The 21,241-nt window shown below is 46.6% G+C and carries 24 protein-coding genes, 1 other RNA gene and 1 pseudogene; 13 read left to right on the top strand and 13 right to left on the bottom strand.

The window, feature by feature from the left end; translation table 11 throughout:
• Positions 1-209 precede the first annotated feature (209 nt).
• Positions 210-797 carry a sce7726 family protein gene (locus tag FOV68_RS20425; RefSeq protein WP_143991431.1) on the top strand — a complete coding sequence of 196 codons (588 nt, stop codon included), beginning with the start codon at positions 210-212 and terminating at the stop codon, positions 795-797.
• Here FOV68_RS20425 and FOV68_RS20420 read toward each other — a convergent pair.
• The 6 genes from FOV68_RS20420 to FOV68_RS20395 all read right to left on the bottom strand — a co-directional run bounded on the left by FOV68_RS20420 (position 756) and on the right by FOV68_RS20395 (position 6,868).
• The gene (locus FOV68_RS20420; RefSeq protein WP_143991430.1) at positions 756-1,844 is read right to left on the bottom strand and encodes a beta family protein; all 1,089 of its coding nucleotides are present in this window, start codon (positions 1,842-1,844) and stop codon (positions 756-758) included. The two genes, FOV68_RS20425 and FOV68_RS20420, sit on opposite strands and share 42 nt — an antisense overlap.
• Positions 1,837-2,685 carry an ImmA/IrrE family metallo-endopeptidase gene (locus tag FOV68_RS20415; protein ID WP_143991429.1) on the bottom strand — a complete coding sequence of 283 codons (849 nt, stop codon included), beginning with the start codon at positions 2,683-2,685 and terminating at the stop codon, positions 1,837-1,839. Before FOV68_RS20415 ends, FOV68_RS20420 begins: the two co-directional genes overlap by 8 nt.
• Positions 2,675-3,307, bottom strand: a complete 633-nt coding sequence (locus FOV68_RS20410) for a GNAT family N-acetyltransferase (protein WP_143991428.1) — start codon at positions 3,305-3,307, stop codon at positions 2,675-2,677. Before FOV68_RS20410 ends, FOV68_RS20415 begins: the two co-directional genes overlap by 11 nt.
• A 406-nt stretch (positions 3,308-3,713) precedes the next feature.
• Positions 3,714-4,943, bottom strand: a complete 1,230-nt coding sequence (locus FOV68_RS20405) for an integrase arm-type DNA-binding domain-containing protein (RefSeq protein WP_143991427.1) — start codon at positions 4,941-4,943, stop codon at positions 3,714-3,716.
• 319 nt (positions 4,944-5,262) lie between these two features.
• Complete coding sequence (locus FOV68_RS20400) at positions 5,263-6,315, bottom strand: site-specific integrase (RefSeq protein WP_143991426.1); 1,053 nt, start codon at positions 6,313-6,315, stop codon at positions 5,263-5,265.
• Position 6,316: 1 nt separating this feature from the next.
• Entirely contained in the window at positions 6,317-6,868 is a 552-nt protein-coding gene (locus FOV68_RS20395; RefSeq protein WP_223811727.1) for a phage repressor protein CI, read from the bottom strand.
• 178 nt (positions 6,869-7,046) lie between these two features.
• Here FOV68_RS20395 and FOV68_RS20390 point away from each other — a divergent pair, with 178 nt between their 5' ends.
• From FOV68_RS20390 to FOV68_RS20350, 8 genes and pseudogenes are all read left to right on the top strand, one after another.
• Positions 7,047-7,355, top strand: coding sequence for a hypothetical protein (locus FOV68_RS20390; protein ID WP_143991424.1), 309 nt, complete (start codon positions 7,047-7,049; stop codon positions 7,353-7,355).
• Between the two features lie 23 nt (positions 7,356-7,378).
• The gene (locus FOV68_RS20385; RefSeq protein WP_143991423.1) at positions 7,379-7,978 is read left to right on the top strand and encodes a phage regulatory CII family protein; all 600 of its coding nucleotides are present in this window, start codon (positions 7,379-7,381) and stop codon (positions 7,976-7,978) included.
• 73 nt (positions 7,979-8,051) lie between these two features.
• Positions 8,052-8,291, top strand: coding sequence for a DUF2732 family protein (locus FOV68_RS20380; protein ID WP_143991422.1), 240 nt, complete (start codon positions 8,052-8,054; stop codon positions 8,289-8,291).
• Complete coding sequence (locus FOV68_RS20375; protein WP_143991421.1) at positions 8,282-8,584, top strand: DUF3850 domain-containing protein; 303 nt, start codon at positions 8,282-8,284, stop codon at positions 8,582-8,584. The genes FOV68_RS20380 and FOV68_RS20375 overlap by 10 nt, the downstream gene beginning before the upstream one ends.
• Positions 8,574-9,410 (top strand): Dam family site-specific DNA-(adenine-N6)-methyltransferase, encoded by an 837-nt coding sequence (locus tag FOV68_RS20370; protein WP_143991420.1) that lies wholly within the window; start codon positions 8,574-8,576, stop codon positions 9,408-9,410. The genes FOV68_RS20375 and FOV68_RS20370 overlap by 11 nt, the downstream gene beginning before the upstream one ends.
• 266 nt (positions 9,411-9,676) lie before the next feature.
• The gene (locus FOV68_RS20365; protein WP_370513295.1) at positions 9,677-10,222 is read left to right on the top strand and encodes a phage tail protein; all 546 of its coding nucleotides are present in this window, start codon (positions 9,677-9,679) and stop codon (positions 10,220-10,222) included.
• A gap of 9 nt (positions 10,223-10,231) precedes the next feature.
• Positions 10,232-11,248, top strand: a pseudogene (locus tag FOV68_RS24610) (phage tail protein); the annotation flags it as partial.
• Positions 11,249-12,401: 1,153 nt separating this feature from the next.
• Positions 12,402-12,680, top strand: coding sequence for a hypothetical protein (locus FOV68_RS20350; RefSeq protein ID WP_143991419.1), 279 nt, complete (start codon positions 12,402-12,404; stop codon positions 12,678-12,680).
• 181 nt (positions 12,681-12,861) lie between these two features.
• Here the strand turns inward: FOV68_RS20350 and FOV68_RS20345 are convergent, their stop codons facing one another.
• The 3 genes from FOV68_RS20345 to smpB form a co-directional block, all read right to left on the bottom strand.
• Positions 12,862-13,773, bottom strand: a complete 912-nt coding sequence (locus FOV68_RS20345; RefSeq protein ID WP_143991418.1) for a hypothetical protein — start codon at positions 13,771-13,773, stop codon at positions 12,862-12,864.
• A gap of 176 nt (positions 13,774-13,949) precedes the next feature.
• Positions 13,950-14,311, bottom strand: a transfer-messenger RNA (tmRNA) gene (gene ssrA, locus FOV68_RS20340).
• Between the two features lie 43 nt (positions 14,312-14,354).
• The gene (gene smpB, locus FOV68_RS20335; RefSeq protein WP_010257694.1) at positions 14,355-14,837 is read right to left on the bottom strand and encodes an SsrA-binding protein SmpB; all 483 of its coding nucleotides are present in this window, start codon (positions 14,835-14,837) and stop codon (positions 14,355-14,357) included.
• A 158-nt stretch (positions 14,838-14,995) separates the two neighbouring features.
• Here smpB and FOV68_RS20330 point away from each other — a divergent pair, with 158 nt between their 5' ends.
• Together FOV68_RS20330 and FOV68_RS20325 are read left to right on the top strand one after the other, a co-directional pair.
• Positions 14,996-15,430 (top strand): type II toxin-antitoxin system RatA family toxin, encoded by a 435-nt coding sequence (locus FOV68_RS20330; RefSeq protein WP_010257692.1) that lies wholly within the window; start codon positions 14,996-14,998, stop codon positions 15,428-15,430.
• Positions 15,423-15,716: an RnfH family protein gene (locus FOV68_RS20325; RefSeq protein ID WP_039389659.1), complete on the top strand. Its 294-nt coding sequence runs from the start codon at positions 15,423-15,425 to the stop codon at positions 15,714-15,716. Before FOV68_RS20330 ends, FOV68_RS20325 begins: the two co-directional genes overlap by 8 nt.
• Positions 15,717-15,811: 95 nt before the next feature.
• Here FOV68_RS20325 and bamE read toward each other — a convergent pair whose 3' ends face one another.
• From bamE to nadK, 3 genes are all read right to left on the bottom strand, one after another.
• On the bottom strand, positions 15,812-16,159 hold the full coding sequence (gene bamE, locus FOV68_RS20320; RefSeq protein WP_143991417.1) for an outer membrane protein assembly factor BamE: 348 nt from the start codon (positions 16,157-16,159) through the stop codon (positions 15,812-15,814).
• A gap of 186 nt (positions 16,160-16,345) precedes the next feature.
• A complete protein-coding gene (recN, locus tag FOV68_RS20315) occupies positions 16,346-18,007 on the bottom strand; it encodes a DNA repair protein RecN (protein ID WP_039389657.1) in 1,662 nt (553 codons plus the stop codon).
• Positions 18,008-18,091: 84 nt separating this feature from the next.
• Positions 18,092-18,970, bottom strand: coding sequence for an NAD(+) kinase (gene nadK / locus FOV68_RS20310; protein ID WP_010672178.1), 879 nt, complete (start codon positions 18,968-18,970; stop codon positions 18,092-18,094).
• A gap of 122 nt (positions 18,971-19,092) precedes the next feature.
• On the opposite strand from nadK, the gene grpE reads away from it, so the two are divergent.
• Entirely contained in the window at positions 19,093-19,674 is a 582-nt protein-coding gene (grpE, locus tag FOV68_RS20305) for a nucleotide exchange factor GrpE (RefSeq protein WP_010257683.1), read from the top strand.
• 59 nt (positions 19,675-19,733) lie between these two features.
• Here grpE and ung read toward each other — a convergent pair whose 3' ends face one another.
• Complete coding sequence (gene ung / locus FOV68_RS20300; protein WP_010257681.1) at positions 19,734-20,414, bottom strand: uracil-DNA glycosylase; 681 nt, start codon at positions 20,412-20,414, stop codon at positions 19,734-19,736.
• A 242-nt stretch (positions 20,415-20,656) separates the two neighbouring features.
• On the opposite strand from ung, the gene grcA reads away from it, so the two are divergent.
• Positions 20,657-21,040, top strand: coding sequence for an autonomous glycyl radical cofactor GrcA (grcA, locus tag FOV68_RS20295; RefSeq protein WP_010672180.1), 384 nt, complete (start codon positions 20,657-20,659; stop codon positions 21,038-21,040).
• Positions 21,041-21,241: the final 201 nt, after the last annotated feature.

Below are 21,241 nucleotides of genomic sequence, written 5' to 3'. Positions count from 1 at the left end.
TTTTAAGCAGATTAATCTTGCAAGAGTTAAATTTAGATTCTTACAGCTAAAATATAAACAGCGTAAGTTGTTAGCAGCTCAAAATTTTATAACTAATATTCATTGTATTTGAGGGTTTAATTAAAAATTTTGCTTAATAGTCGATCTGATTAATAAAATTGACTGTAATTGATTGTTATCATAAAATATAACAATTAAGGAGGCGTTTCATGCTTAATGACAAAAGAATACGGAAAGAACTAATAAGGTTTTTGAGCAATAAAAACCCAACACCAAAAGCTATACTGGAAGAGCTTCACATTGATAATGGTAGAGCTATTGCTGACGTTGTGGCAGCATACAATCATTTGCATTGCTATGAAATAAAAGGACAAACTGATTCAATACAAAGAGTTCTTACTCAAGCAATTTTCTACAATACCTCGTTTAGTAAAATAACCTTAGTAACTACTAAAAATCATATAGCATGGGCTCTAAAGCACGCACCTTTTTTTTGGGGGTTAATTCTTGCAGAAAAAAATGGCGACGATATAAGATTAAAATATGTTAGGAAAACGGGAACCAACTCTTACTTCAAAAAAGAAAATGCTTTAATGATGCTTTGGAAAGAAGAACTAATAAGAGCTGCAAATCATTTTGAAATTAAAATAAAAAAATCTCATTCAAGATTTGAACTGGCTGAGATACTGAGTAAGTCAATAAACAAAGATTGTTTGCTTAATACGGTTCAATCTTTAGTATCTCAGCGTAAGAAGTTAAGTAAGGCTTTTGATCACGAAAGAAATATGGGATGTTAGCATTGCCTTAATCCAGGATGAGGGACTTCCAGCTTTATCTGGTCGACAAGGTGAATGCTCACTCCTTTCATAAATATATTTTTCACCAAACGAAAAATTTATATCCCTAAAGAAGCTTTGGCCATGAATCATTGTTGCAATGTCATAATATTGACCATTTCCTCGCTCATCATTTTGAAAAGAACCACCGCGAACACACAACATTCTGCCCTTATAAGTATAAAACACTTTAGGCGCTGAAATTTTCCTGAAAAGCTTTGGGTCTAAATCTATATCAGAATACTCTGGACTTACAATTCCATAATCGGAAAATACAAGGTAATTTATACCTCTTACCTTAGTTAGTTCTTCCCAAATCTTCCACTCTTCTCTAGGGAAAGTTTTACTTTGATAAGTATCCAGAAGGTTTGAAATGTTTGCCGGAATAGATGAACCTGAGATTATAGTTTTATCAAAATGAAAATCTTTTCTGACGTCCAAAATGAATCTTTCAACACTATCAATTAATTTTGCTGTGCCAACTGGAGAAATGTATCTTAAGTCTATAATCAAATGTAACTCTGATAGTTGAGAAGTGTTTATTTTACCAATGATTTTTGTGAGGTCTAATTTAGTAATCCTATATGACTCAATATCCTCAAAAGTTAGCCGTATGGCTATTTTACCCCCATTTAAACTTAACCATTCTAAAGCACTGTTATTATGACTTATAGATCTGTTTAATCCCATTACAGGAATGCAGTTATAATCACTAAGTGTAGATAGTAAGAAATTATATTGCTCTTTACCTGCAATCAGTATTGTGTCGTCAAGATCAAAGTTATCTACGTAAAACTCCATCATTCTGAAAAGCTCTTTACCGGCTAATCGCTTTTTAAAAGAGCTTATTTTCCCAAAAATATTTTCAAATGTCTGATTAGCTGAATCTCTAGGAATGTCGAAAAATGGAGTAATCTCTTCAAATATTGAATTGTTTTTTGAGTAAAGTTCTTCTAAAGCTTGAGTTTCATTACTTTTTGCTTTCAAGAAAGGTATATATTTAATCATCTAAATTAAACTCCTTCCTCACATTTATCGAGTGAACTAAGTCTGAAAAAAATACATAGTTATTATATTTCTTTCTAACTGAACCTGCTGCAATTATTGGGTTTATTTTATATTTAGAGCAGATTTTTATTAATTCTTGTGGCTCCTCTATAGTTCTAGATAAATGTCTTACAGCTTCTCTTGGTATCAGACTATCGGCAGCCGCTCTATTGGCTTCAATTTCGATATCACTTTCACTGTCATTTTCAAGATTATCAATTATTGGACTATCAAGTTGATCATAATGCAATGAAATATGTGATAATTCATGCATAAGTGTAAACCAAAAATAGTCATACCTTGAATATCTTAAGCTTAACCCAATTACTGGATTTCCAGAAGGTAACTTAAACGTACAGCCGTCTAACTTCATTCCTTTAAACGATTTTACAAAAACTAATATTATCCCGTACCTATCATATAGACTTTTTGTTATTATTTGAAGATTCATTGGGTCTATGCTGAAAGCAGAAATGTTATGTAATTCTTCATAATCTAGTTTTTTGAAATTTTTAATTCCATTCTTAAAAATGAAATTCACAGAGCTTTCTTCAACTAGTGAAAGCCACAGAACGGTTAGATGTAAATCTGCATCATCTTTTTTTCTAAAGAGTTTTTTATTGTTGTTGTTCATGTGCTTAGCAATATTATAGAGATAAGCATTTTCCTCTTGATGATCAGGTTTACGTGAAAGTAAACTTTTATGCGTTTTACCCTCCTTCAATAATTTAAAGTTTTTTAAAGTCTCAAAATCACTTTCACAAAAAGAATTAGTAATAAGTAAATCTTCTTCATGCTGCATTTGATATGTCCCCTAATTTTGAAGCCACTTCAAAGGATGCTTCAAAGATACGAAGATCTTCTTTGTTTGGATCTATCCCAAAGTCTTTCATTCCGAGATGAAAATAAAATGTTTCTGCGTCTGGAAGAGAATGTAAGCAAAACCCTGGTCTATAACCAAGATTTTTACATGCATAATTCACTGCATAATTTATTAATTCTTTTCCTACTCCACTATAGACAGCTTTATGGCTTGGCCTATTTCTGTTCCAGTATGCTGTTGCGAGATAATCGATATAAAAAATATTTTTTGAGTCAAAACGACTCTTCTCTGGGAAATATATGACACATACACCTTGTACCTTATTATTTTCAATTAGGTAAAACCACTGATAGTCTGAGCCCAAACGTTTCCATGCTTTTTGTGCCCAATCCCAGTGCAGATCAGTGAGATTATATTCCTTTATTAACCTACAAAAAACATCGTAATCTGTTGTTATATTTGGATGCGTACTCATTAATTGAGCAAGAATATTTGCTTTATAACTTCCCCAATCACTCTGTAAATCTAAAATTAACTTTAAATCTACTCCTGTTTGTATCGTGGCGGATATCTTCTGTCCTGTCTGGTTAAAAACTATCATTTGGCGATCCTGCTGTAGGGGGATAGGGGAAACCACACGAACATAATGTTTCAGAATCATCCGATTTTCAACAAAAAAATTTAATCATTTTCATAGATTCCAGAAATAGACTTATTTTATGTCATTGATAATAAAGAGATTTTATTTTTTATTGGTTTTTTTTGATAAGCTTATCTTTCTAGTTTTTTTTTATTTTCTAAAATAATATCTTTTGGAAATGGATTTTTTTTACCTGAATTTGGTAAAGCGTCATTCTGACAAGATTTTTGGTAACGTTTATTTTTTATTTATAGGGCTGGTTTTTCAGAAATTAACTCAAGGTTTTTTTCATTCCTTAAGAAATTGAATACATTTCAGGTAGTTAATCTCATTTACATATACTGCTGCATGATTCGTGAAGAGGATTTCATGCAGCTATAGCTTTATACTTTTGAGCCTGAACGTAATCACCCCACCACTGCATAAGTGCGACTCGTTCGATAAGATATTCGGCGCGGTTGTATGCTGCTACGATCTCGTCTTTCTTTGAATGAGCAAGTGCTGCTTCGAGAACTTCAACTCTGAACTTGCCGAATTCTTCTGCTGCTGTCCTCGCTATTGAGCGCATACCGTGGGCTACAAGCTCACCTCCGAATCCCATTCGAATGATAGCGGCATTGGCTGTCTGCTCATGCATATGGCTTAGAGGGGCCTTTATACTTGGGAAAATCCACTCTCTGTGCCCACTCACTGGTTTCATTGCTTCGAGGATACGCAAAGCTTGCCTGCTTATTGGAACTTTGTGAATTTTTCTCATTTTCATAAAATCTGCAGGAATGGTCCAAATGCCATTGGCTGTGTCAATGTCAGACCATCTCGCTTTTACGGCTTCACCCGGACGCACCCATGTTAATAATTGCCATTCAATCAGCAGCCGCGTCTCCAGTCGAACGGAAGCATTGCTTAATGTAGCCAGAAAGCGTGGCAATTCTGAAGGAGGTAGTGCTGGCATATTTTGCTTTTTAGGTTTTCTAAAGCGCTGTGCAAGGTTATCAGCAGGATTGAACTCAATCAGTTCCTCAGTTGCTGCCCACCGGAAAATTTCGTTTAGTCGGGAGATAATGCGCCTTAAGGTTTCAAGAACTCCACGCTGTTCAATTGGGTCTAGCTGTTGCTTCAAGAGTTTGGGGCGAATCTCTTTTATCGGAACATTACCCAAACCAGTGAAGACGTTACGTTCAAGGCTGCGCCAGATATCTGCTGCATGATCTTCTGAAATCCCTGAAGTTCTTTTCTTCTCTTCGAGCCATTTTCTTGCTACCACCTGCAATGTGTGTTCAGTGGCAGCTTTTAGTGCATTCGCTATATCGGCCTTATGGCTTTGCGGATCAATCTGCTGGGCGAGTAGGGCGAGGTACTGGTCTCTGAGAGAGCGAGCTTGCGCGAGGGTAAGGTGAGGGTAAGTACCCAAACTCATTTTCGTTCGTTTCTTAGTCACAGGAACCGCATACCTGAAGTACCAGTTTTTCTTGCCACCTTTCACGGTTGGCGATATGCGCAAAAACAAGCCGTCACCATCGAAGAGGTTCACTTCTTTCTCGCCAGGCTTGGTGCTTTTGATTTGAGTATCATTGAGTTTAGTGACGACTTTCGGCATGTTTGGACCCTCAGATTTTGGACCCATGGGCGTTGGGTCCAAAACAGGGTGTCATATGGCGTGGATTCTAGCAACTCTCGGTGGACTGCTATGGACACAAAAAAGCCCGCAGGGCTTGTGCCGTGCGGGCTTTCAGGACTTCAGCGGACAATTCTGGTATCGCCGCGAAAGAATTTTGGTGGAGCTGGCGGGAGTTGAACCCGCGTCCGAAATTACTACATACCTTCTGATGTTCTACGCAATCAATGACTTACGTGTAAGTGTTTGAAAAGGAATAGTATCGATTGGTATGCATTAGTATCAGTTAGTATCTTTTTATTTAGTCCGTCGCCAAATCGCCGCCATTTTGGCGAGACCATTTTAAGTTTGCAAGAGGGTTTTTTGTAATCGCATCTTCAAGATGTTCAGGTGCGAAGTGGGCATAAATCATGGTCATTTTTATGTCCGCGTGGCCGAGTATGTCTCTCAATACCAGAATGTTTCCGCCATTCATCATGAAGTGGCTGGCAAAAGTGTGGCGTAAAACGTGTGTGCATTGCCCTTCTGGCAGGTTGATGCGAGTACGCTCCATCGCCCGTTGGAACGCTTTTCGACATGGACTAAACAATTGCCCATTAGATTTGGGAATCTCGTTATAAAGTTCTTGGGAAATAGGGACAGACCTGTTTTTTTTAGTTTTAGTTTTAGTAAATGTCACCCGGTATTGCGTAACCTGCGAGCGATGCAAGGATTCTGCTTCATTCCAACGCGCACCAGTTGCAAGGCAGATTCTGGCAACAGTAAGTAAGTCTTTATTACCTGAATTTTCACACTCATTAAGAATTAATTTAATCTCCTCATTATTCAGGAATGCTAATTCTGTTTGAGCAATTTTAAATGTTGGTAGTCCGCTTAGTGGGTTTGGTGCATTCCAGTGACCTAGCTTTTTCAAAGTACCAAAGACAGAAGATAAATTAGCCTGCTCTAAGTTAACTGTTTTAGGTTTTACTGGTTTTAAAGGAATGCCGTCTGAATCGCGAATGTCACCAACTAAACGCTTTTCACGATAAGTTGTAAACATCCCAGAAGTAACATCCATCGCATATGGATCGCCTAACCCATCGCAAATTATCTTCAATTTGGCCATAAGCCTTTTAGGGTCAGAGAGAGTCTGACCATATAGCGAATGCCATAACTTTATTAAATCTGAAAGCCTACGATTATCCGCCTTCTCTCCGAGCCACGGCTTACTATTAACCTCATCCATTGTGAAGTTCTCGAACGCAACCGCTTCACCCTTGGTGGCAAATTGTTTTCGTACTCGCTTGCCGTCTCTGCCACTTGGGTAACATTCGCAAAGCCATTTTCCCGAAGGTAATTTCCTAATTGTCATTTCAAACCTTTTTAGAAACGCCAACCACTTTCGATAGGATTTTTATCTCATCAACACCGCAATCAAAATGAACGCCGCCACCAAGAACTCGAACCTTTTTTACGGGAATAAATGCTAACTCTCTAATGCTTACCTTATTTTCAATTTCTACAAGCCATTGGCCGTCACTAAGCTCTTCAATGGCTTTATCTAAAAAGTAAAAGTCGCCATTACTTCTCAAAACTAACGGGTCTCTCATTTCGACAGGCAGAAAAAGCTTATCAAAAGAGATTGAGCCAGATGGCTTAAGTTCGCCATTTATCAGAACATTGCTCGGTATAGAAACAATATCTGAAGTCAGTGGATTGCGTTTAAGACCTTGGCCAGATGTGAGCCATGCCAACGAAACACCTGTATCAAGTGCGCAGCGAATGATCAGCTCAGCAGGAAATGTATTTCTTTTTGTCCACGTTGAAAGCGTGTTAGGTGATAGTCCAACGTGCGCGCAAAGGTCATTTTTTATAAAGAAACCATAGGCTTCCATAACCCTATCAATTGCGTCAGACGTTTTCACACCCTGCGACAAGTCCAAATGAACCTCCAAAATAGTTTGACAGGGTTCGTATGGACGAATATAAATAGAGACGTCCAAATGAACCAGCTAGAGACCTTCCGGTGCAAACGGAGGTCAATAGAGACCAATAAATACTAAAAGATACGAATACGAACCAATCGACAGGAGATTTTGCACCATGAATGCACCTATTTCAATCAACATTCCTCGCGCTTGGGTGTACCCGCTTGAGTTTGCGTTTTTAGAGAAGTTGTCAATTCACACCGTCTACAAATGGAAAGAGCGCGGATTGGTTGAAATTTTCCCTAAAAAAATCCGTAAGGGCTGCAAACGTGCTGGCGGCAAAGTACAGATTAAGTATCTGAAATACAAAGAAGAGCAGATACGTTTAGCCTTGGGGCATTCCAATTTTGTAATCAATGTAACAGGCGAAGAAATCAAGGTGCCTGATGAATATCGCCTCGCAAAGCGCTGCACGATTCAATAATGCATAAGTTCGAGGGTGTGAGCATGTACGATTACAAAATATCCGCACGTAACTATCTAGATGACGCCTGTCGGCAGTTTTCACTGGCACACAACGTCACAGAACTGGCAAAAAAAGTTGGAATGCAACCGGCCACACTTCGCAACAAACTGAACCCGGACCAGTCGCACCAGCTGACATTACCTGAACTGCTGGCGATCATCGATCTCACTGAAGACCCAACCATTCTGGACGGTTTTCTGCGTCAGATTAATTGTCAGCCTTCTGTACCGGTTAACAACGCCAGACCTGAAAACATGCAGTTTTGTGCATTAACTGCTGTGGCCAACGTCGGGGTAATCGCTGGGGAAGCGGTTTCAACGGAAAAGATGCTGGTAAGTTCTGCTTTCTGGTGTCGTGCGTTTCGCGAGGCAGAAACCCACACGCAGCAGACAGAAGCAGTGAGCGCAATCCGCGCGATTTACTTTGCAGCTGGCTTCCTCGGAGCATCGCCCGTTGTGGCGCTTATCCGGTCATGGTGGAGCGTATCTTATGAATTGCATCTGTTGTCATCCCCTAACCAATCACAGATGCAGATGAAGTCCTTCCGTTCCTCAATTCTTAATTCGCTGCTTAAACGCTAATAACCCGCCGCACGATTTTCGGCTTTCCATCGGATAGCCGGGGATTCGTGCGCTCTTAATTGGAGAAAACGCCATGAGAATGACCCGTCAGGATTTAAAAAAAGAAGCGGCCGGCAGCACTGAATTGGTACAGGAGCTGTGCAAGCAGGCGCATGTTGAAGGTGGCAAAGATATGGCAACTAAGTTGTCTGGTCGCCTCGATCGTCTTGCTACGCACGCTGCAAATAAAGGGCTGTCTGCCGTTGAGATTGTTGAACTGATCCGGCAGGAAGCAGAAGCCATCGACGGCAAAGGCGGTGCGCTATGGCAATAAGAGAGCATCACCTGAAAATAGCGCCTTCGCATTTAAACGCGGTGATCGATGGAAGTAAAAAAGCGGAACTGCGAAAAAATGACCGTGATTTTAAAGTCGGGGATGTGCTGGCGCTGCTGGAATACGCTAATGATCGGTATACCGGGCGGGAGTGGGCAGCGGTTGTGACTCACGTCCTGCCTGCAGAAGTCGTGATACCAAATGTCAGTGAATATGTTGTGCTGTCAATCAAGCCTGTCAGTCCAGCGGATGCGCGCAGTTACATGTATTTCGGGGTGAGCTATGAGCATTAAGCCCCCACTGAAATGGGCCGGTAGTAAAACCCGCGTTATGCCTGAGCTACTGAAACACCTGCCCGCCGGTAAGCGACTCGTTGAGCCTTTCGCCGGTTCCTGCGCTGTGATGATGAACACGGACTATGACGCTTATCTGATCGCCGATGCGAATCATCAGCTGGTTAATGCGTATGTCATGATGGCGCACCATACAGATGCGCTTCTGACTGAGCTTGAAGCGCTGTTTGCTGCCGGAAGCGTTGGCAGTGAATCACAGCGCGGAGAGTTTTATTACTGTGTGCGCGCCCGTCTTAATCACGGTGGTTTATCGGCTGTAGAACTGGCTGCCAGCTTCCTTTATCTGAACCGCCACGGCTATAACGGGATGTGCCGTTATAACCTGCGTGGTGAATTTAACGTCCCATTTGGGAAATATAAAGCGCCTTACTTTCCTGTAAGCGAGGTGCGCGCTTTTGCTGCGAAGGCAAAACGTGCATCTTTCGTCTGTGCTGACTTCACTGAAACGCTGGGGCTGGTAGGTGCAGGCGATGTGATTTACTGCGATCCGCCTTATAACCCTGTATCAGGTAAGAGCAGCTTTACCAAATATCACTCTTCAGACTTTGATGCAGCCTGTCAGCAGCGACTGGCGGCAATGCTGGAAAACCTCGCTGACAAAGGCTTTCCTGTTGTTGCATCAAACAGTGATAGTTCTTTAACCCATACACACTATGGGTCTGGCCGTTTCAGTCTGCACAAAATTACCGTTGCCCGATCCGTTGGTGCAGCTACTGGCGGCGACAGTACCGCATCCGAAATCATTGCAGTGCTGGAGCCAGCGTGAATCTGGCTGAGTCCGTAAGCCTCAATGGTCAGTATCACGCCGTAAATAAAATGCGGCGTGAGTACTTTGCGCCTGGCGCACCGCAGGGCATCACTCACACAGAGCTTAAACTATGGCATTGTGATTCAACCGATCATGAGTGGCGTAGCCAGTACCTGCATAACATTCCGGATTACCTGTCCGGATATTTTGGCCAGCGATATGAAACGCTTTTAAAGTCACCTAAAAACGGTCGCCGCCGTGCCAATACGTTCTTACGCAATACTATCGGTAAGAGCGTATTGCCACGTCTGAAACTTGTTAACGCAGCATGGCAGCGTGATTACTCAACCGGCATGCCTTCACCTTTCAAAGACAGCCAGTTTGATCCGCTGACCTGTTCTGAACCGCTGCTGAATCTGCTGGCGTATGACCGGGATATTACCCGCTTCAACGGTGAGCCGCTTTCACTGTTCCGCAGGCGCGTAGCGTTTGCGTTTATTAACGCGCGTGATGCCGGGTCAGTGGCAGGGTTTATCAGTATTTTCGAGCGGCTGGGTATCGGGTATGTGGAGCTGGTTGAGCGCCAGCCCGGTATTGACTGGGACGTAATCCAGGTGCGCGTTTCAGACAGCCAGATTGCGGACAACGCGCAGCTGCTGCTTCAGATAATCCAGCAGTACGGCAGGACGTGCCGCCGTTATCAGTTTGAGGTGATCACCTCGCAGCCGTTCGCCATCCGTGCAGGCTGGGACCAGGGTGAATATGTGGTTTACCCGGCGCGCATCGCCGGGGCGGACGTGGCCAGCGCGACGTTCAGCGCAGGAATTTAAGGGAAAATTATGTCACAGACAGTTATCACGACAGCATTTGAGCAGTGGAAAGCGCGCCAGGCGGAAACCGGCGAGCCGGTATTACTGGATGAATTTATTTTTGCGAACGTGCCGGGCCTCGATCCGGCTAAGCCGGTAGACCGCAGCGAGGGCATCCCGCCGCAGGCACAGATAGTTCACCGTCAGGCGGTCACGCGCAAGGGCGTGGTTAATCAGAATGCGGTGGTGCATTCAGTGGTACTGGGCGCGGACACGGGCGATTTTACGTTTAACTGGATTGGCCTGATTAACAGCGCAACCGGCACGCTGGCCATGATCGTACATGCCCCGGCACAGCAGAAGCTGAAAACCCGCGAGGGCCAGCAGGGTAACGTTCTGACACGTTCATTCCTGATGGAGTACAGCGGCGCACAGCAGGAAACGGGTATCAGTACGCCAGCGGAAACATGGCAGATTGATTTCACCGCGCGCATGGGCGCAATGGATGAGCGCCAGCGGCTGGAAAACACCGATATCTATGGCCCGGCTGCGTTTTTTGGTGATGGCTGGCTGGTCGGTAAAAGCGGCACGCAGTATTACGTCACACATGGCGCGGGATACGTGGGCGGCCTGCGTGCGCAGCTGGACGCTGACCAGAATATTAAGGTCGGTGTGAAGCCGGTAAAAGTGTGGCTGGACGTGTGCTTTACCGGGACGCTGGCCAGCGTCTGGGGCGTGCAGAGCAAAATCACAGTGGCGGCTGATCTTGCTGACTATGAGCTGGACGGCGTGAAGCATTACGTGTCAGCGCTGGCGGGCATCGACGCTGCCGGCAACATTACCGATTTGCGGCCAAAAGGCAGCCTGAACGAACAGGCAGCCAGCAATGCCCTGGCTGCGCATGAGAAATCACGAAACCATCCTGATGCAACCCTTGAGGAAAAGGGTTTTGTAAAACTGTTCAGTGGAACGGACAGCGACAGCGAAAAACTGGCCGCCACGCCAAAAGCCGTTAAAGCAGCGATGGACAACGCAAACGGGCGTTACTCTCAGAAGGGGGGCGTGCTGGATGGTTCGCTTGAGGCAAGAGGGGATGTATTAGCCATATCAGCGAATGTTATAGCGCGTGCTGAACCGGGAAATACCTATGGGGAAACGCGTGAGCTGGTCAGCAGGGAAACGACGGTCAAAGCCACTGACAGAACGACTGTGATCGGCACGGCGTCCCTGATGGCCGGGGCAATCCAGCACGTGACGACCGGCAATTACAGCATGGCCGCACAGCAGAGCCAGCTGATTACAGTGGGTGGTAATGCGGAAACGGATGTCACCGGCAGCGCGGCGATTAAAGTCGGTCAGGCACTGACTGAAAAAATTGGCCAGCTGCGCCAGAGCATTGCCGGAACGCGTCAGGAAATTATCGCGCCGGTTGTGTGGATTGGTTCAGAGAAGATTAACGTGGCCCAGCTGATGCTCGATACCGTGGCGCTTGTTCAGCAGCTGGCTGACCAGCTGGCCAGCCATACGCACCCGTCAACCGGGCAGCCCACGAACAGCAGCGATATCGCACAGAGCAGCCAGCAGGCCGCCGCGCTCAGTACGAAATATTCACCCGTCATCGGCAAGTAAGCCAGCACACTGACCCGCTATCGCAGCGGGTTTTTTATTGCCCGTCACCAGCACGCCTCAGACGCACGATGCGCCACGCAAAGGCGCGCCCATCACGCACGACAACCATAAACAGATCATCCGCACAGCGCGGCACTGGCTGCGCGTCAGCACGGCAAAATAATCGTCCGGCAGACAAAATCGGCGCTACACCGCACCCGCCTGCAGGTTTTGCATCATAAAAATTTTTCAGTTTTGTTTTTCTACAAACCGATGCGCCAGAGCGCGCCGCTGCTGGCTTTCTGCCGAAGTTCGCCAGCTGAAAAGAATGAAAAGAATTTCAGTGGTTTTCAGTTTTAAGGATCTGAAATGGATCTCTCATAGTTATCATGTGATTGAAATTAAAAGATATTATATTTTTTGGTCGCCTGCTGGATCTCAAGCGGATCTCAATAAGGTGTAAGTAACTAATCAACAACCTCAGACAGGACAAGGGTTGCGGAGGTTTGAAGACATTTTGTAAAACTGAAAAACTTAGTAAGCTATATACTGTTTTTATGTACAGTATGTTTGTTGGCAAGAGGGCGACAAAATGCGACGTTTTTCACTCAATGGCGCGCTATTTATGTTCATGGAGCGTGGAGAAAAGCTGACTGACGATGCGATCTGGAATGACCGCTGGGGACCGGGTAGCAGATACGTTCTATGGCCACGCGGCGAATTTTGGGATGTTAGATTCAAGCATGTAAAAAATAACAAACTGGAATGGCTTCCTGTGGCAGACAAGCCATTTGCAAACGAGAATGAAGCTTGGCAGGCCGCTTATGCTGACTGGGAGCACAAACTTAAACGGCTAGAATCGTATAAATGATATTTATTTTGATGAAAATAATGAATTGTCGCGTAATGATTTTGGCGGCTGGAAAGAGTTAACCATAAAAATTAAAAAATTTTGTTTGCGTTATAATTCTCAATGCGTTTAATTACAAAATGAAAGCGACAATATGTTACTTTCATTTTGTAAACCATTTACCTATTTTGGGATATGAGGCTCAATCATAAACCCAAGGATCTTGTTTACGTTGAGCCGAAAACTTCAAAACTTCTAGCACATCATCGAATAGCGCAGCAGCCCTATTTAATTGAGCTTTTATTAGCTTAAGTTCTTCATGTTTTTTTTGAGGCTGGAGCTTTTCAATATGTGCATCATCAAGATGGTTAAATTGTGAAACAAACACTTGTTCTTCTTCATCATATGGATGCAAGTGAAGTCTATGAATAATTAAATTCCTTCTTTCCAATAACCATCCCAGATCATCTTGCTTAGCGTGTCTTTGGAAATTTATAATTCTTATCCAACTATTGCTAGTACGAAGTTCATTGTTCATTGGAATTACATTGTTTTTGATTCTGTCAATTACAGACTTGAAGCCATCGTGCTCAAATTTTCTTATATTAAAATAAGCAAATGCCAAAATTTGGCCTAACCGATCCCAAAATGAAGAAATCCTAACAATGGCAATCTCGGCTTTTTCCCAAAAAGCTTTTTCTACATAATCTAAACTTAACTTTCTATTTTCTTCAGAAAGTTCGCTAAACGGTACGACGATAGGATTATCATAAATCATCCTGTATCCCGCATGATACATATCTAATCTTAATACAGCATTGCGAGCTAAATCAAAAACATCAAAAGCTTCACGCATTATTGCAGAAGGATAATTATCCACAACAGGAGGTTTAGCTCCGTCTTGGATGATAAATCTTTCTGGCGGGCCGCCTAAGTGTTCAACAATATTACTTACTTTGTGGTCAAATTCTCCAGTATCGTTATCTGGCCATAATCTTCCTAGTTTGATCGTCATAAGATGATCGTAATTCAAAAGTATAAAAGGTTCTCTAGCTGCTTGATAAATCAAGTCAGTGAGTGGTTGTTTATACTCTGCACTATCGTTATCAGCCATTTGTGATTGAACTCCGCAATGAATTTACGTTGTTATAACGTATCAAATTAGTTCTGGAAAATTTTCTAAAGTGATGCTTTGAGAGGCGTCATTTGCACGCTGAAGTTTTCTGCCGCCATTTTGTCGCCACAGAAATAGAAAAAGGGTTACGCTGGAACGTAACCCTTTGATTTGTTTGGTGGAGCTGGCGGGAGTTGAACCCGCGTCCGAAATTACTACACCGTCGGCACTACATGCTTAGTCAGTTTTTACATTCGCCGGTTAGCTGCGAACAGACACGCCACTAACAGACTAGCCTGATTGGATTTAACGCTTCAACCCCAGGCAAGGCATCCACGCGATCTCTTTTGGGTTTGACTTCTCTTGATCCCCGTCTTAAGAGCGGAAGCTAGGGAGAGAAGGCTCTAAGCAGGTTATTAAGCTGCTAGTGCGTAGTTTTCGTCGTTTGCGACTATTTTTTTGCGGCTTTTTACGAGGCAAACCGCCCCTCGGCATGCTCCTAAGGCTTCACAATCCCGTCGAGTCCAGAATCAGCCCCAGAACTTCAAATACTAACAACAAAACAACTCAAAATCCAGTGCTTAACGCTTTGAATTCTTCATGATACGTGCTTTGTCTAATTGCCATTCGCGGTCTTTGATATCATCGCGCTTGTCGTGCTCTTTTTTACCGCGTGCAACACCAATCTTCAGTTTGCACCAGGCGTTCTTCCAGTACAGCGACAGCGCCACGATGGTGTAGCCTTCGCGGTTGACGCGGCCATACAGGGAGTCGAGTTCACGTTGCTTCAGCAGCAGCTTACGGCTGCGCGTCGGGTCACAGACCACGTGACTGGAGGCAACGGCTAAGGGTTGAAAGGTTGAACCGAACAGAAAGGCTTCGCCATCGCGCAGCAGAATATAGCTGTCGCTGATGTTGGCTTTACCAGCACGAAGTGACTTAACTTCCCATCCTTGTAACGACAATCCCGCTTCGTACTCCTCTTCAATGAAGTACTCGTGACGGGCGCGTTTGTTCATGGCAACAGTGGCAGAACCGGGTTTGTGTGCTTTTTTCTTTGTCATAGTGCGGCGTATTTTACATCACTTAGTCGGTTATCGCATCCCCAGTCCAGCGGGGCGGCAGGAAACGGGATATTCTAGCACACCCTCACTCGGGGACATTTTTGTTTAATCGCTGAAAATGCTATTATTCAGCGGTTTCGTGATGAACAGGAACCATTATGGCTCAGATTAGTCGTTCGGCGCTGGTCCCGTTTAGTGCCGGGCAGATGTACAAACTTGTAAATGATGTGGATGCCTATCCGCAATTCCTGCCGGGTTGCACCGGAAGCCGCGTGCTGGATGCGTCAGATAATCAGATGACTGCGTCCGTGGATGTGTCGAAAGCGGGCATCAGCAAGACATTTACCACCCGCAATACCCTGACAGATAACCAGAGCATCCATATGCAACTGGTTGATGGACCGTTCCGCAAGCTGACCGGCGGCTGGAAGTTCGTCTCGCTGGGCGATGACGCCTGCAAGGTTGAATTAAGCCTGGAGTTTGAATTCACCAACATGCTGGTAGAGATGGCCTTTGGACGTATCTTCAAAGAGCTTGCCAACAGCATGGTGCAGGCTTTCACTCAGCGTGCCAAAGAGGTCTACAGTGCCTGAGATCTCCGTTGAGGTGGTCTACGCCTTACCTGAAAAACAGTATCAGCTCTACGTGAAAGTGGAGCAGGGCAGTACGGTAGAGCAGGCCATCCACAAGTCAGGGCTACTGGAACTGCGTCGGGAGATTGACCTCAGCAGTAACAAAGTCGGCATCTACAGTCGGCCAGTGAAGCTGGGTGATGAGGTTAATGAAGGCGATCGTATTGAGATCTATCGTCCGCTGATTGCCGATCCCAAAGAGCTGCGCCGTCAGCGCGCAGAGCGAGCGGCAGAAAGCAAAAAATAAGTCGCTATCCTGTCAGGCTCAGTGGATAGAGGGCATAAAAAAAGGCGCTCAGTGCGCCTTTTTGCTGTCTGCCATTTAAACGGTCTCACGTTCAATCAGTCGCTGTTACTGACCAGGTTCTGCTTATTGTCGATGTTAGTCAGAACACCGTTACCATCAAAGTTCAGCGTCAGCGTCTGCTGCTTCACGCGCTCATGACCTGGCTCCTGACGGAAAACGTAATACCATACGTTGCTGCCAAACGGGCCTTTCATCATCGGCGTACCGAGCGTGTAAGCCACCTGTTGCTGTGTCATACCGGTATGGATCTTGGCTACGTCGTTGGCTACCAGATAGTTACCCTGGTTGATATCAGGACGATAGACCACGCGCTCTAAGGTGGAACATCCGGCGGTCATCATCAACATTACTACTGCCGCGGCAGTCAGCGTTTTACAGCGCATCTATACATTCCTTTTCCGGGGCCAAACGCCTTTTACAGGCGGTTTTCTTGCCATCAAAATCTGAACTCTGCCTGCGGCAGGCTTTATTACTTTGGCGACATAAGTGCCGATGATAATAAACCTTTTCGCTATTGGAAACCTCTACAGAGCAAGCTTATGACCCCAGCCGGTTAAAAAAGTGCGCTGCTATGCGGCTAAAAGTTCTTTTGCGTTGGCCAGGGTGTTACGTGTGACCTCGCTGCCACCCAGCAGTCGCGCCAGTTCCTGCAGACGTGCACGCTTGTCCAGCGGCTGCATATGGGTCTCGGTCATCGCACCATCAGTCTCTTTGCTGACATAAAAATGCTGATGACCACAACCGGCAACCTGCGGCAGGTGGGTTACGCACATCACCTGGGTCGATTCGCCAAGCTGACGCAACAGTTTACCCACCACAGCGGCGGTCGGGCCGCTGATGCCGACATCCACTTCATCGAAAATCATCGCCGGCGTTTCCATTTTCTTCGCGGTGATGACCTGAATCGCCAGGGCGATACGTGACAATTCACCGCCCGAAGCGACTTTGCCCAGCGGCTGCAGTGGCTGACCTGGGTTAGTCGTCACCTGGAAATCGACGCGGCTCGCACCGTCTGCGGTCAGCTGATCCGGATTAAAGGTCAGCGCGATTTTAAACTGGCCATGCGGCATCGAGAGCAGATGCATACTCTGGGTAATCAGCAGCTGCAACTCATCGGCATAGTGGCTGCGCTGCTGGTGCAGCTGCTCTGCGCTTTGCAGCGCTGCCTGATAATGTTCACCCACCAGTGATTGCAGGCTCTCCTGATCGCTCTCATGCTGAGACAGCAGTTCCGCTTCTGCCAGCAGTTGCTGATGCAGTTCAGGCAGCCCTTCAGGGGTGACGTGATGCTTACGGGCTAAGGCGATCTGGCGCGAAATACGCTGTTCTAGTTCATACAAGCGGTTAGGATCCAGATCAAGGCTGTCGCAGTAGTGGCGCAGTTCGTCACTGGCTTCGCTCAGCTGAATCGCCGCCTCTTCCAGCAGGTTGTGAACGCCGTTCAGCTTCTCATCCAGCGAGGTCAGTTCTGAAATCATCTCACGCGCGCTGTAGAGCAGGCTGTTGAGATTATTGTCATCGCTGTCTGCTAACAGTTGCAGTGCCTGCTGGCTGGTCGACAGCAGCTGTCCGCTGTTGGCCAGACGCTTATACTCTTCGTCGATCTGCTCATATTCACCCTGCTGCGGAGCGAAGTCGTTCAGCTCTTTCAGCTGATACTGCAACAGCTCGCGGCGGGATTCGCGCTCCTGCGCCTGCTGCTGATGCAGTGCCAGGGTGCGGCAGCTCTGATGCCAGGTCTGATAGCTGGCGCGCATTTGCTGCAGCAGATCGTCGTGACCGGCATAGGCATCCAGCAGATGTTTCTGATGGTCTGGTTTGAGCAGAAGCTGATGGGCATGCTGGCCGTGGATCTGAATCAGTAACTGGCCAAGATCGCGCAGCTGAGAGAGCGGCACTGCCGTGCCATTGATAAAGCCGCGGGAACGTCCGTCAGCGCTGATAACCCGGCGCAGCAGACATTCATTGCCATCGTCCAGATGATTATCAATCAGCCAGCGCTGAGCAGAAGGGGAGGACTTAAGCTGGAAGCGGGCGCAGAGGTCAGCCCGGCTGGCGCCCTGACGCACCATGTCGGCATCAGCACGACCACCCAGACATAAACCCAGCGCATCAATCGCGATAGACTTACCGGCACCGGTCTCACCAGTGATTGCTGTCATGCCGCGTTGAAAATCAATGTCGAGCTCACGAACGATAGCGAAATTACTGATGGTCAGTTGGGCCAGCATAGGTTCACCTGTATGAATAAACACATATGGTTTTTCATACAGTATAAACTGGTTTTTTATCCAGTAAAGAGGAGAGGCCGCATTTCAGAACAATTTTTTTGACCAGCCCAGCTTTGAACTCAGCGTATTGAAATAGCTGTAGTTTTTAGGATGAATCAGGTTCAGGTGGTTGCTGCTGCGTCGAATCAGTACATCCTCGCCTTCCTGTATCGGCAGCGCAATCTGGCTGTCACAGCTGATTTCCAGATCGCTGCGGCGTGAGGAAAAGCGCAAACGGATGGTACTGCTGCTGTTGATGACCAGTGGCCGCGCTGACAGCGTATGCGGGAACATCGGCACCAGCACGATTGCTTCGAGTGACGGCGTCAGAATCGGGCCGCCCGCAGAGAGCGAATAGGCGGTCGAGCCGGTGGGTGTCGAAATAATCAGCCCATCCGATCGCTGGGAGAAGGCGAACACTTCATCGATGTAGACTTCAAATTCGATCATGTGCGCGACTTTGCCGGGATGCAGCACCACTTCGTTGATAGCGGAGCCAATGCGCGGCGAGCAGTCAGATTTGCACACCTGCGCTTCCAGCAGAAAGCGGCTCTCGACGAAATAGTTGCCCTGCAGCACCTCATCCAGCTGCTGCTGCGCATTGTCCGGGTCAAGGTCGGTAAGAAAGCCGAGATTACCGCGGTTAATCCCAATCACTTTAATGTCGTAGCGCGCCAGCACTCGCGCTGCGCCCAGCATATTGCCATCACCGCCCACCACGACCGCTAAATCAGCCTGCTGACCAATCTCCGCCAGCGTGCCCGTCTGTACGTCGTGAAGCGACAGCTCCTGCGCAATTTGCTTCTCAACGATCACTTGATAACCTTTGGCTGTCAGCCAGCGCCAGAGCATCTCATGCGTGGTTAACGCGGTGGGATGGCGCGGATGACCCACAATACCAATGCAGTTAAAGTGTTTGTTCATCTGGTCGGTGTTCCTTATAAGCCAAAACGGTAAGGCAATGTGATAGGTTCCCTTGAATCCGTCATACCAATCCCCATAATAAGCCAACCAGCGAAATGAATGTGCAAAACGCGGAGAAATTCATGAGTAGTAAAGAACAGAACACCCCAAACGAGCAAGTCTCAGACGAAATTCAGCAGGATCAGCAGCAACCTCAGGAAGCGGAGACAGCGGCAGAGGTGGATCCGCGTGATGAGCGTATTGCTCAGCTCGAAGCTGAATTAGCGCAGTCACAGACCGGTGTGCGCGATGCCCAGCTGCGTGCGCAGGCAGAGATTGAGAACATTCGTCGTCGTGCCGAGATGGACGTTGAGAAGGCGCACAAATTTGCGCTTGAGAAGTTTGCCAACGAACTGCTGCCGGTAATCGACAGTCTGGAACGTGCGCTGGAAGTAGCGAACAAAGAGGACCCACAGCTGGCTTCGATGATTGAAGGGATTGAACTGACCCTGAAAGGCCTGCTGGGCGCCGTGCGTAAATTCGGTGTTGAAGTGGTCGGCGAAACCGGCGTGCCATTTAACCCGGAAGTGCATCAGGCGATGTCGATGATGGAGTCTGAAGAGTTTGAGCCAAACCATGTCATGCTGGTAATGCAGCGTGGCTATACGCTGAATGGTCGCCTGCTGCGCCCGGCGATGGTTGCGGTTTCCAAAGCTAAAAGCTGATTCAACGCCTGAATCCCGTTACACGGCCGCGCACTGACGCGGCCGTGTGCTTTCTGGCGTTAGTCCGGTAAAACCGGCGTCCAGTCCACCGGCTTTTTACCGGCAGCGCTCAGCAGCTCATTGGTTGTTGAAAAGTGTTTGCAGCCGAAAAAGCCACGATGCGCGGAGAGCGGCGAGGGATGCGGTGCCTGCAACACGTGATGGCGCTGGCGATCGATAATGCTGCCTTTCTTCTGCGCATGTGAACCCCACAGCAGAAAAATCACCCCTTCACAGTGCTGGTTAATCGCCGCAATCACATTATCCGTAAAGGTCTCCCAGCCAAATCGCGCATGGGAATGCGCTTTGCCTGCCTCAACCGTCAACACGGTGTTGAGCAACATCACGCCCTGTTTTGCCCAGCTCTCAAGAAAGCCATGATTGGGCTTCTGAAAGCCTGGAATATCCTGCATCAGCTCTTTGTAGATATTCTGCAGAGATGGCGGCACCTGGACACCGGGCAGTACCGAGAAGGCCAGGCCGTGTGCCTGATGAGGCCCGTGATAGGGATCCTGACCGAGTATCACGACGTTGACGTCGCCCAGCTCCGTCAGGCGAAAGGCGTTGAACACATCTTTCTGCGGCGGATAGACCGTGACACCTGCGGCGCGTTGATCGGCGACCTGCTTCAGCGTCTCGATAAAATAGGGTTTCTCTTTCTCTTCAGCCAGCACGTCGTGCCAGGTCAGCTTTTCAGCCATGTTTAACTCCCTTAACGTTAGTGCCATAAGCTTAGCGGTTCCTGCCGCTGACCTGAAGGCAAAAATAATTTGAATAATACAAATTAAGTTTAGGTGGCAGGGGTATTGAGATCAACGGGTTAGCTTAAAAGCGGCCGGAATGCCTGATTAATATTGATACAGGTCAAAACTGTCCGAAATCAAAGGTGATATACCGGGGCCTCAAATTTGATTTATCCACGTATTACCCGGGAGACGCAATCATGATCACTGGTATCCAGATCACTCAATCAAACAATTCACAACTACTGAACTCCTTCTGGCTGCTGGACGAAGAGAAAGCCGAAGCGCGTTGCCTGTGTGCAAAAGCGGGCTACGAAGAAGATCAGGTTGTCGCCATCAGCGAGCTGGGCGAATTCGCTTACCGTGAAGTGCCGGTTGAAATCAAACCTCAGGTACGTGTTGAAGGTGGACAGCATCTGAACGTCAACGTTCTGCGTCGCGAAACGCTGGAAGATGCAGTTAAACATCCTGAAAACTATCCGCAGCTGACTATCCGTGTTTCAGGCTATGCCGTGCGTTTTAACTCACTGACGCCTGAGCAGCAGCGCGACGTGATTACCCGTACCTTTACTGAAAGTCTTTGAGCAGCCTGAGTTAGCGGCTGCTGAAAATTAGCGCAAAGCGCACACAGCAATTTTTATTAATATTATGAATAAGATAAACAGTTAACTGCCCGGCACGCTGATGCCAGTGTCATGAAGAAAGCGCTCTGGCAGCCAAAAGTTTGTGAAAGGGCTGTTACTGATTATCAGGTAAAAAAAATCGCCTCCTGTGAGGCGATTTTT

It is taken from the genome of Pantoea sp. paga, from assembly GCF_007558755.1.
Classification (GTDB): Bacteria; Pseudomonadota; Gammaproteobacteria; order Enterobacterales; family Enterobacteriaceae; genus Pantoea; species Pantoea agglomerans.
The sequence above is the reverse complement of the archived record's forward strand: the minus strand, read 5'-3'. Positions and strand labels throughout refer to the sequence as shown.

Excerpts from the sequence above, each read along its gene's own strand:
- bamE (WP_143991417.1), bottom strand. The coding sequence starts at position 16,159 with ATGCGCTGTAAAACGCTGACTGCCGCGGCAGTAGTAATGTTGATGATG.
- FOV68_RS20405 (WP_143991427.1), bottom strand. The coding sequence starts at position 4,943 with ATGCCGAAAGTCGTCACTAAACTCAATGATACTCAAATCAAAAGCACC.
- FOV68_RS20410 (WP_143991428.1), bottom strand. The coding sequence starts at position 3,307 with ATGATAGTTTTTAACCAGACAGGACAGAAGATATCCGCCACGATACAA.
- ung (WP_010257681.1), bottom strand. The coding sequence starts at position 20,414 with ATGGCTGAAAAGCTGACCTGGCACGACGTGCTGGCTGAAGAGAAAGAG.
- FOV68_RS20390 (WP_143991424.1), top strand. The coding sequence starts at position 7,047 with ATGAATGCACCTATTTCAATCAACATTCCTCGCGCTTGGGTGTACCCG.
- grpE (WP_010257683.1), top strand. The coding sequence starts at position 19,093 with ATGAGTAGTAAAGAACAGAACACCCCAAACGAGCAAGTCTCAGACGAA.
- recN (WP_039389657.1), bottom strand. The coding sequence starts at position 18,007 with ATGCTGGCCCAACTGACCATCAGTAATTTCGCTATCGTTCGTGAGCTC.
- FOV68_RS20345 (WP_143991418.1), bottom strand. The coding sequence starts at position 13,773 with ATGGCTGATAACGATAGTGCAGAGTATAAACAACCACTCACTGACTTG.
- FOV68_RS20350 (WP_143991419.1), top strand. The coding sequence starts at position 12,402 with ATGCGACGTTTTTCACTCAATGGCGCGCTATTTATGTTCATGGAGCGT.
- FOV68_RS20415 (WP_143991429.1), bottom strand. The coding sequence starts at position 2,685 with ATGCAGCATGAAGAAGATTTACTTATTACTAATTCTTTTTGTGAAAGT.
- FOV68_RS20380 (WP_143991422.1), top strand. The coding sequence starts at position 8,052 with ATGAGAATGACCCGTCAGGATTTAAAAAAAGAAGCGGCCGGCAGCACT.
- nadK (WP_010672178.1), bottom strand. The coding sequence starts at position 18,970 with ATGAACAAACACTTTAACTGCATTGGTATTGTGGGTCATCCGCGCCAT.
- FOV68_RS20425 (WP_143991431.1), top strand. The coding sequence starts at position 210 with ATGCTTAATGACAAAAGAATACGGAAAGAACTAATAAGGTTTTTGAGC.
- FOV68_RS20330 (WP_010257692.1), top strand. The coding sequence starts at position 14,996 with ATGGCTCAGATTAGTCGTTCGGCGCTGGTCCCGTTTAGTGCCGGGCAG.
- FOV68_RS20385 (WP_143991423.1), top strand. The coding sequence starts at position 7,379 with ATGTACGATTACAAAATATCCGCACGTAACTATCTAGATGACGCCTGT.
- FOV68_RS20375 (WP_143991421.1), top strand. The coding sequence starts at position 8,282 with ATGGCAATAAGAGAGCATCACCTGAAAATAGCGCCTTCGCATTTAAAC.
- smpB (WP_010257694.1), bottom strand. The coding sequence starts at position 14,837 with ATGACAAAGAAAAAAGCACACAAACCCGGTTCTGCCACTGTTGCCATG.
- FOV68_RS20370 (WP_143991420.1), top strand. The coding sequence starts at position 8,574 with ATGAGCATTAAGCCCCCACTGAAATGGGCCGGTAGTAAAACCCGCGTT.
- FOV68_RS20420 (WP_143991430.1), bottom strand. The coding sequence starts at position 1,844 with ATGATTAAATATATACCTTTCTTGAAAGCAAAAAGTAATGAAACTCAA.
- FOV68_RS20400 (WP_143991426.1), bottom strand. The coding sequence starts at position 6,315 with ATGACAATTAGGAAATTACCTTCGGGAAAATGGCTTTGCGAATGTTAC.
- grcA (WP_010672180.1), top strand. The coding sequence starts at position 20,657 with ATGATCACTGGTATCCAGATCACTCAATCAAACAATTCACAACTACTG.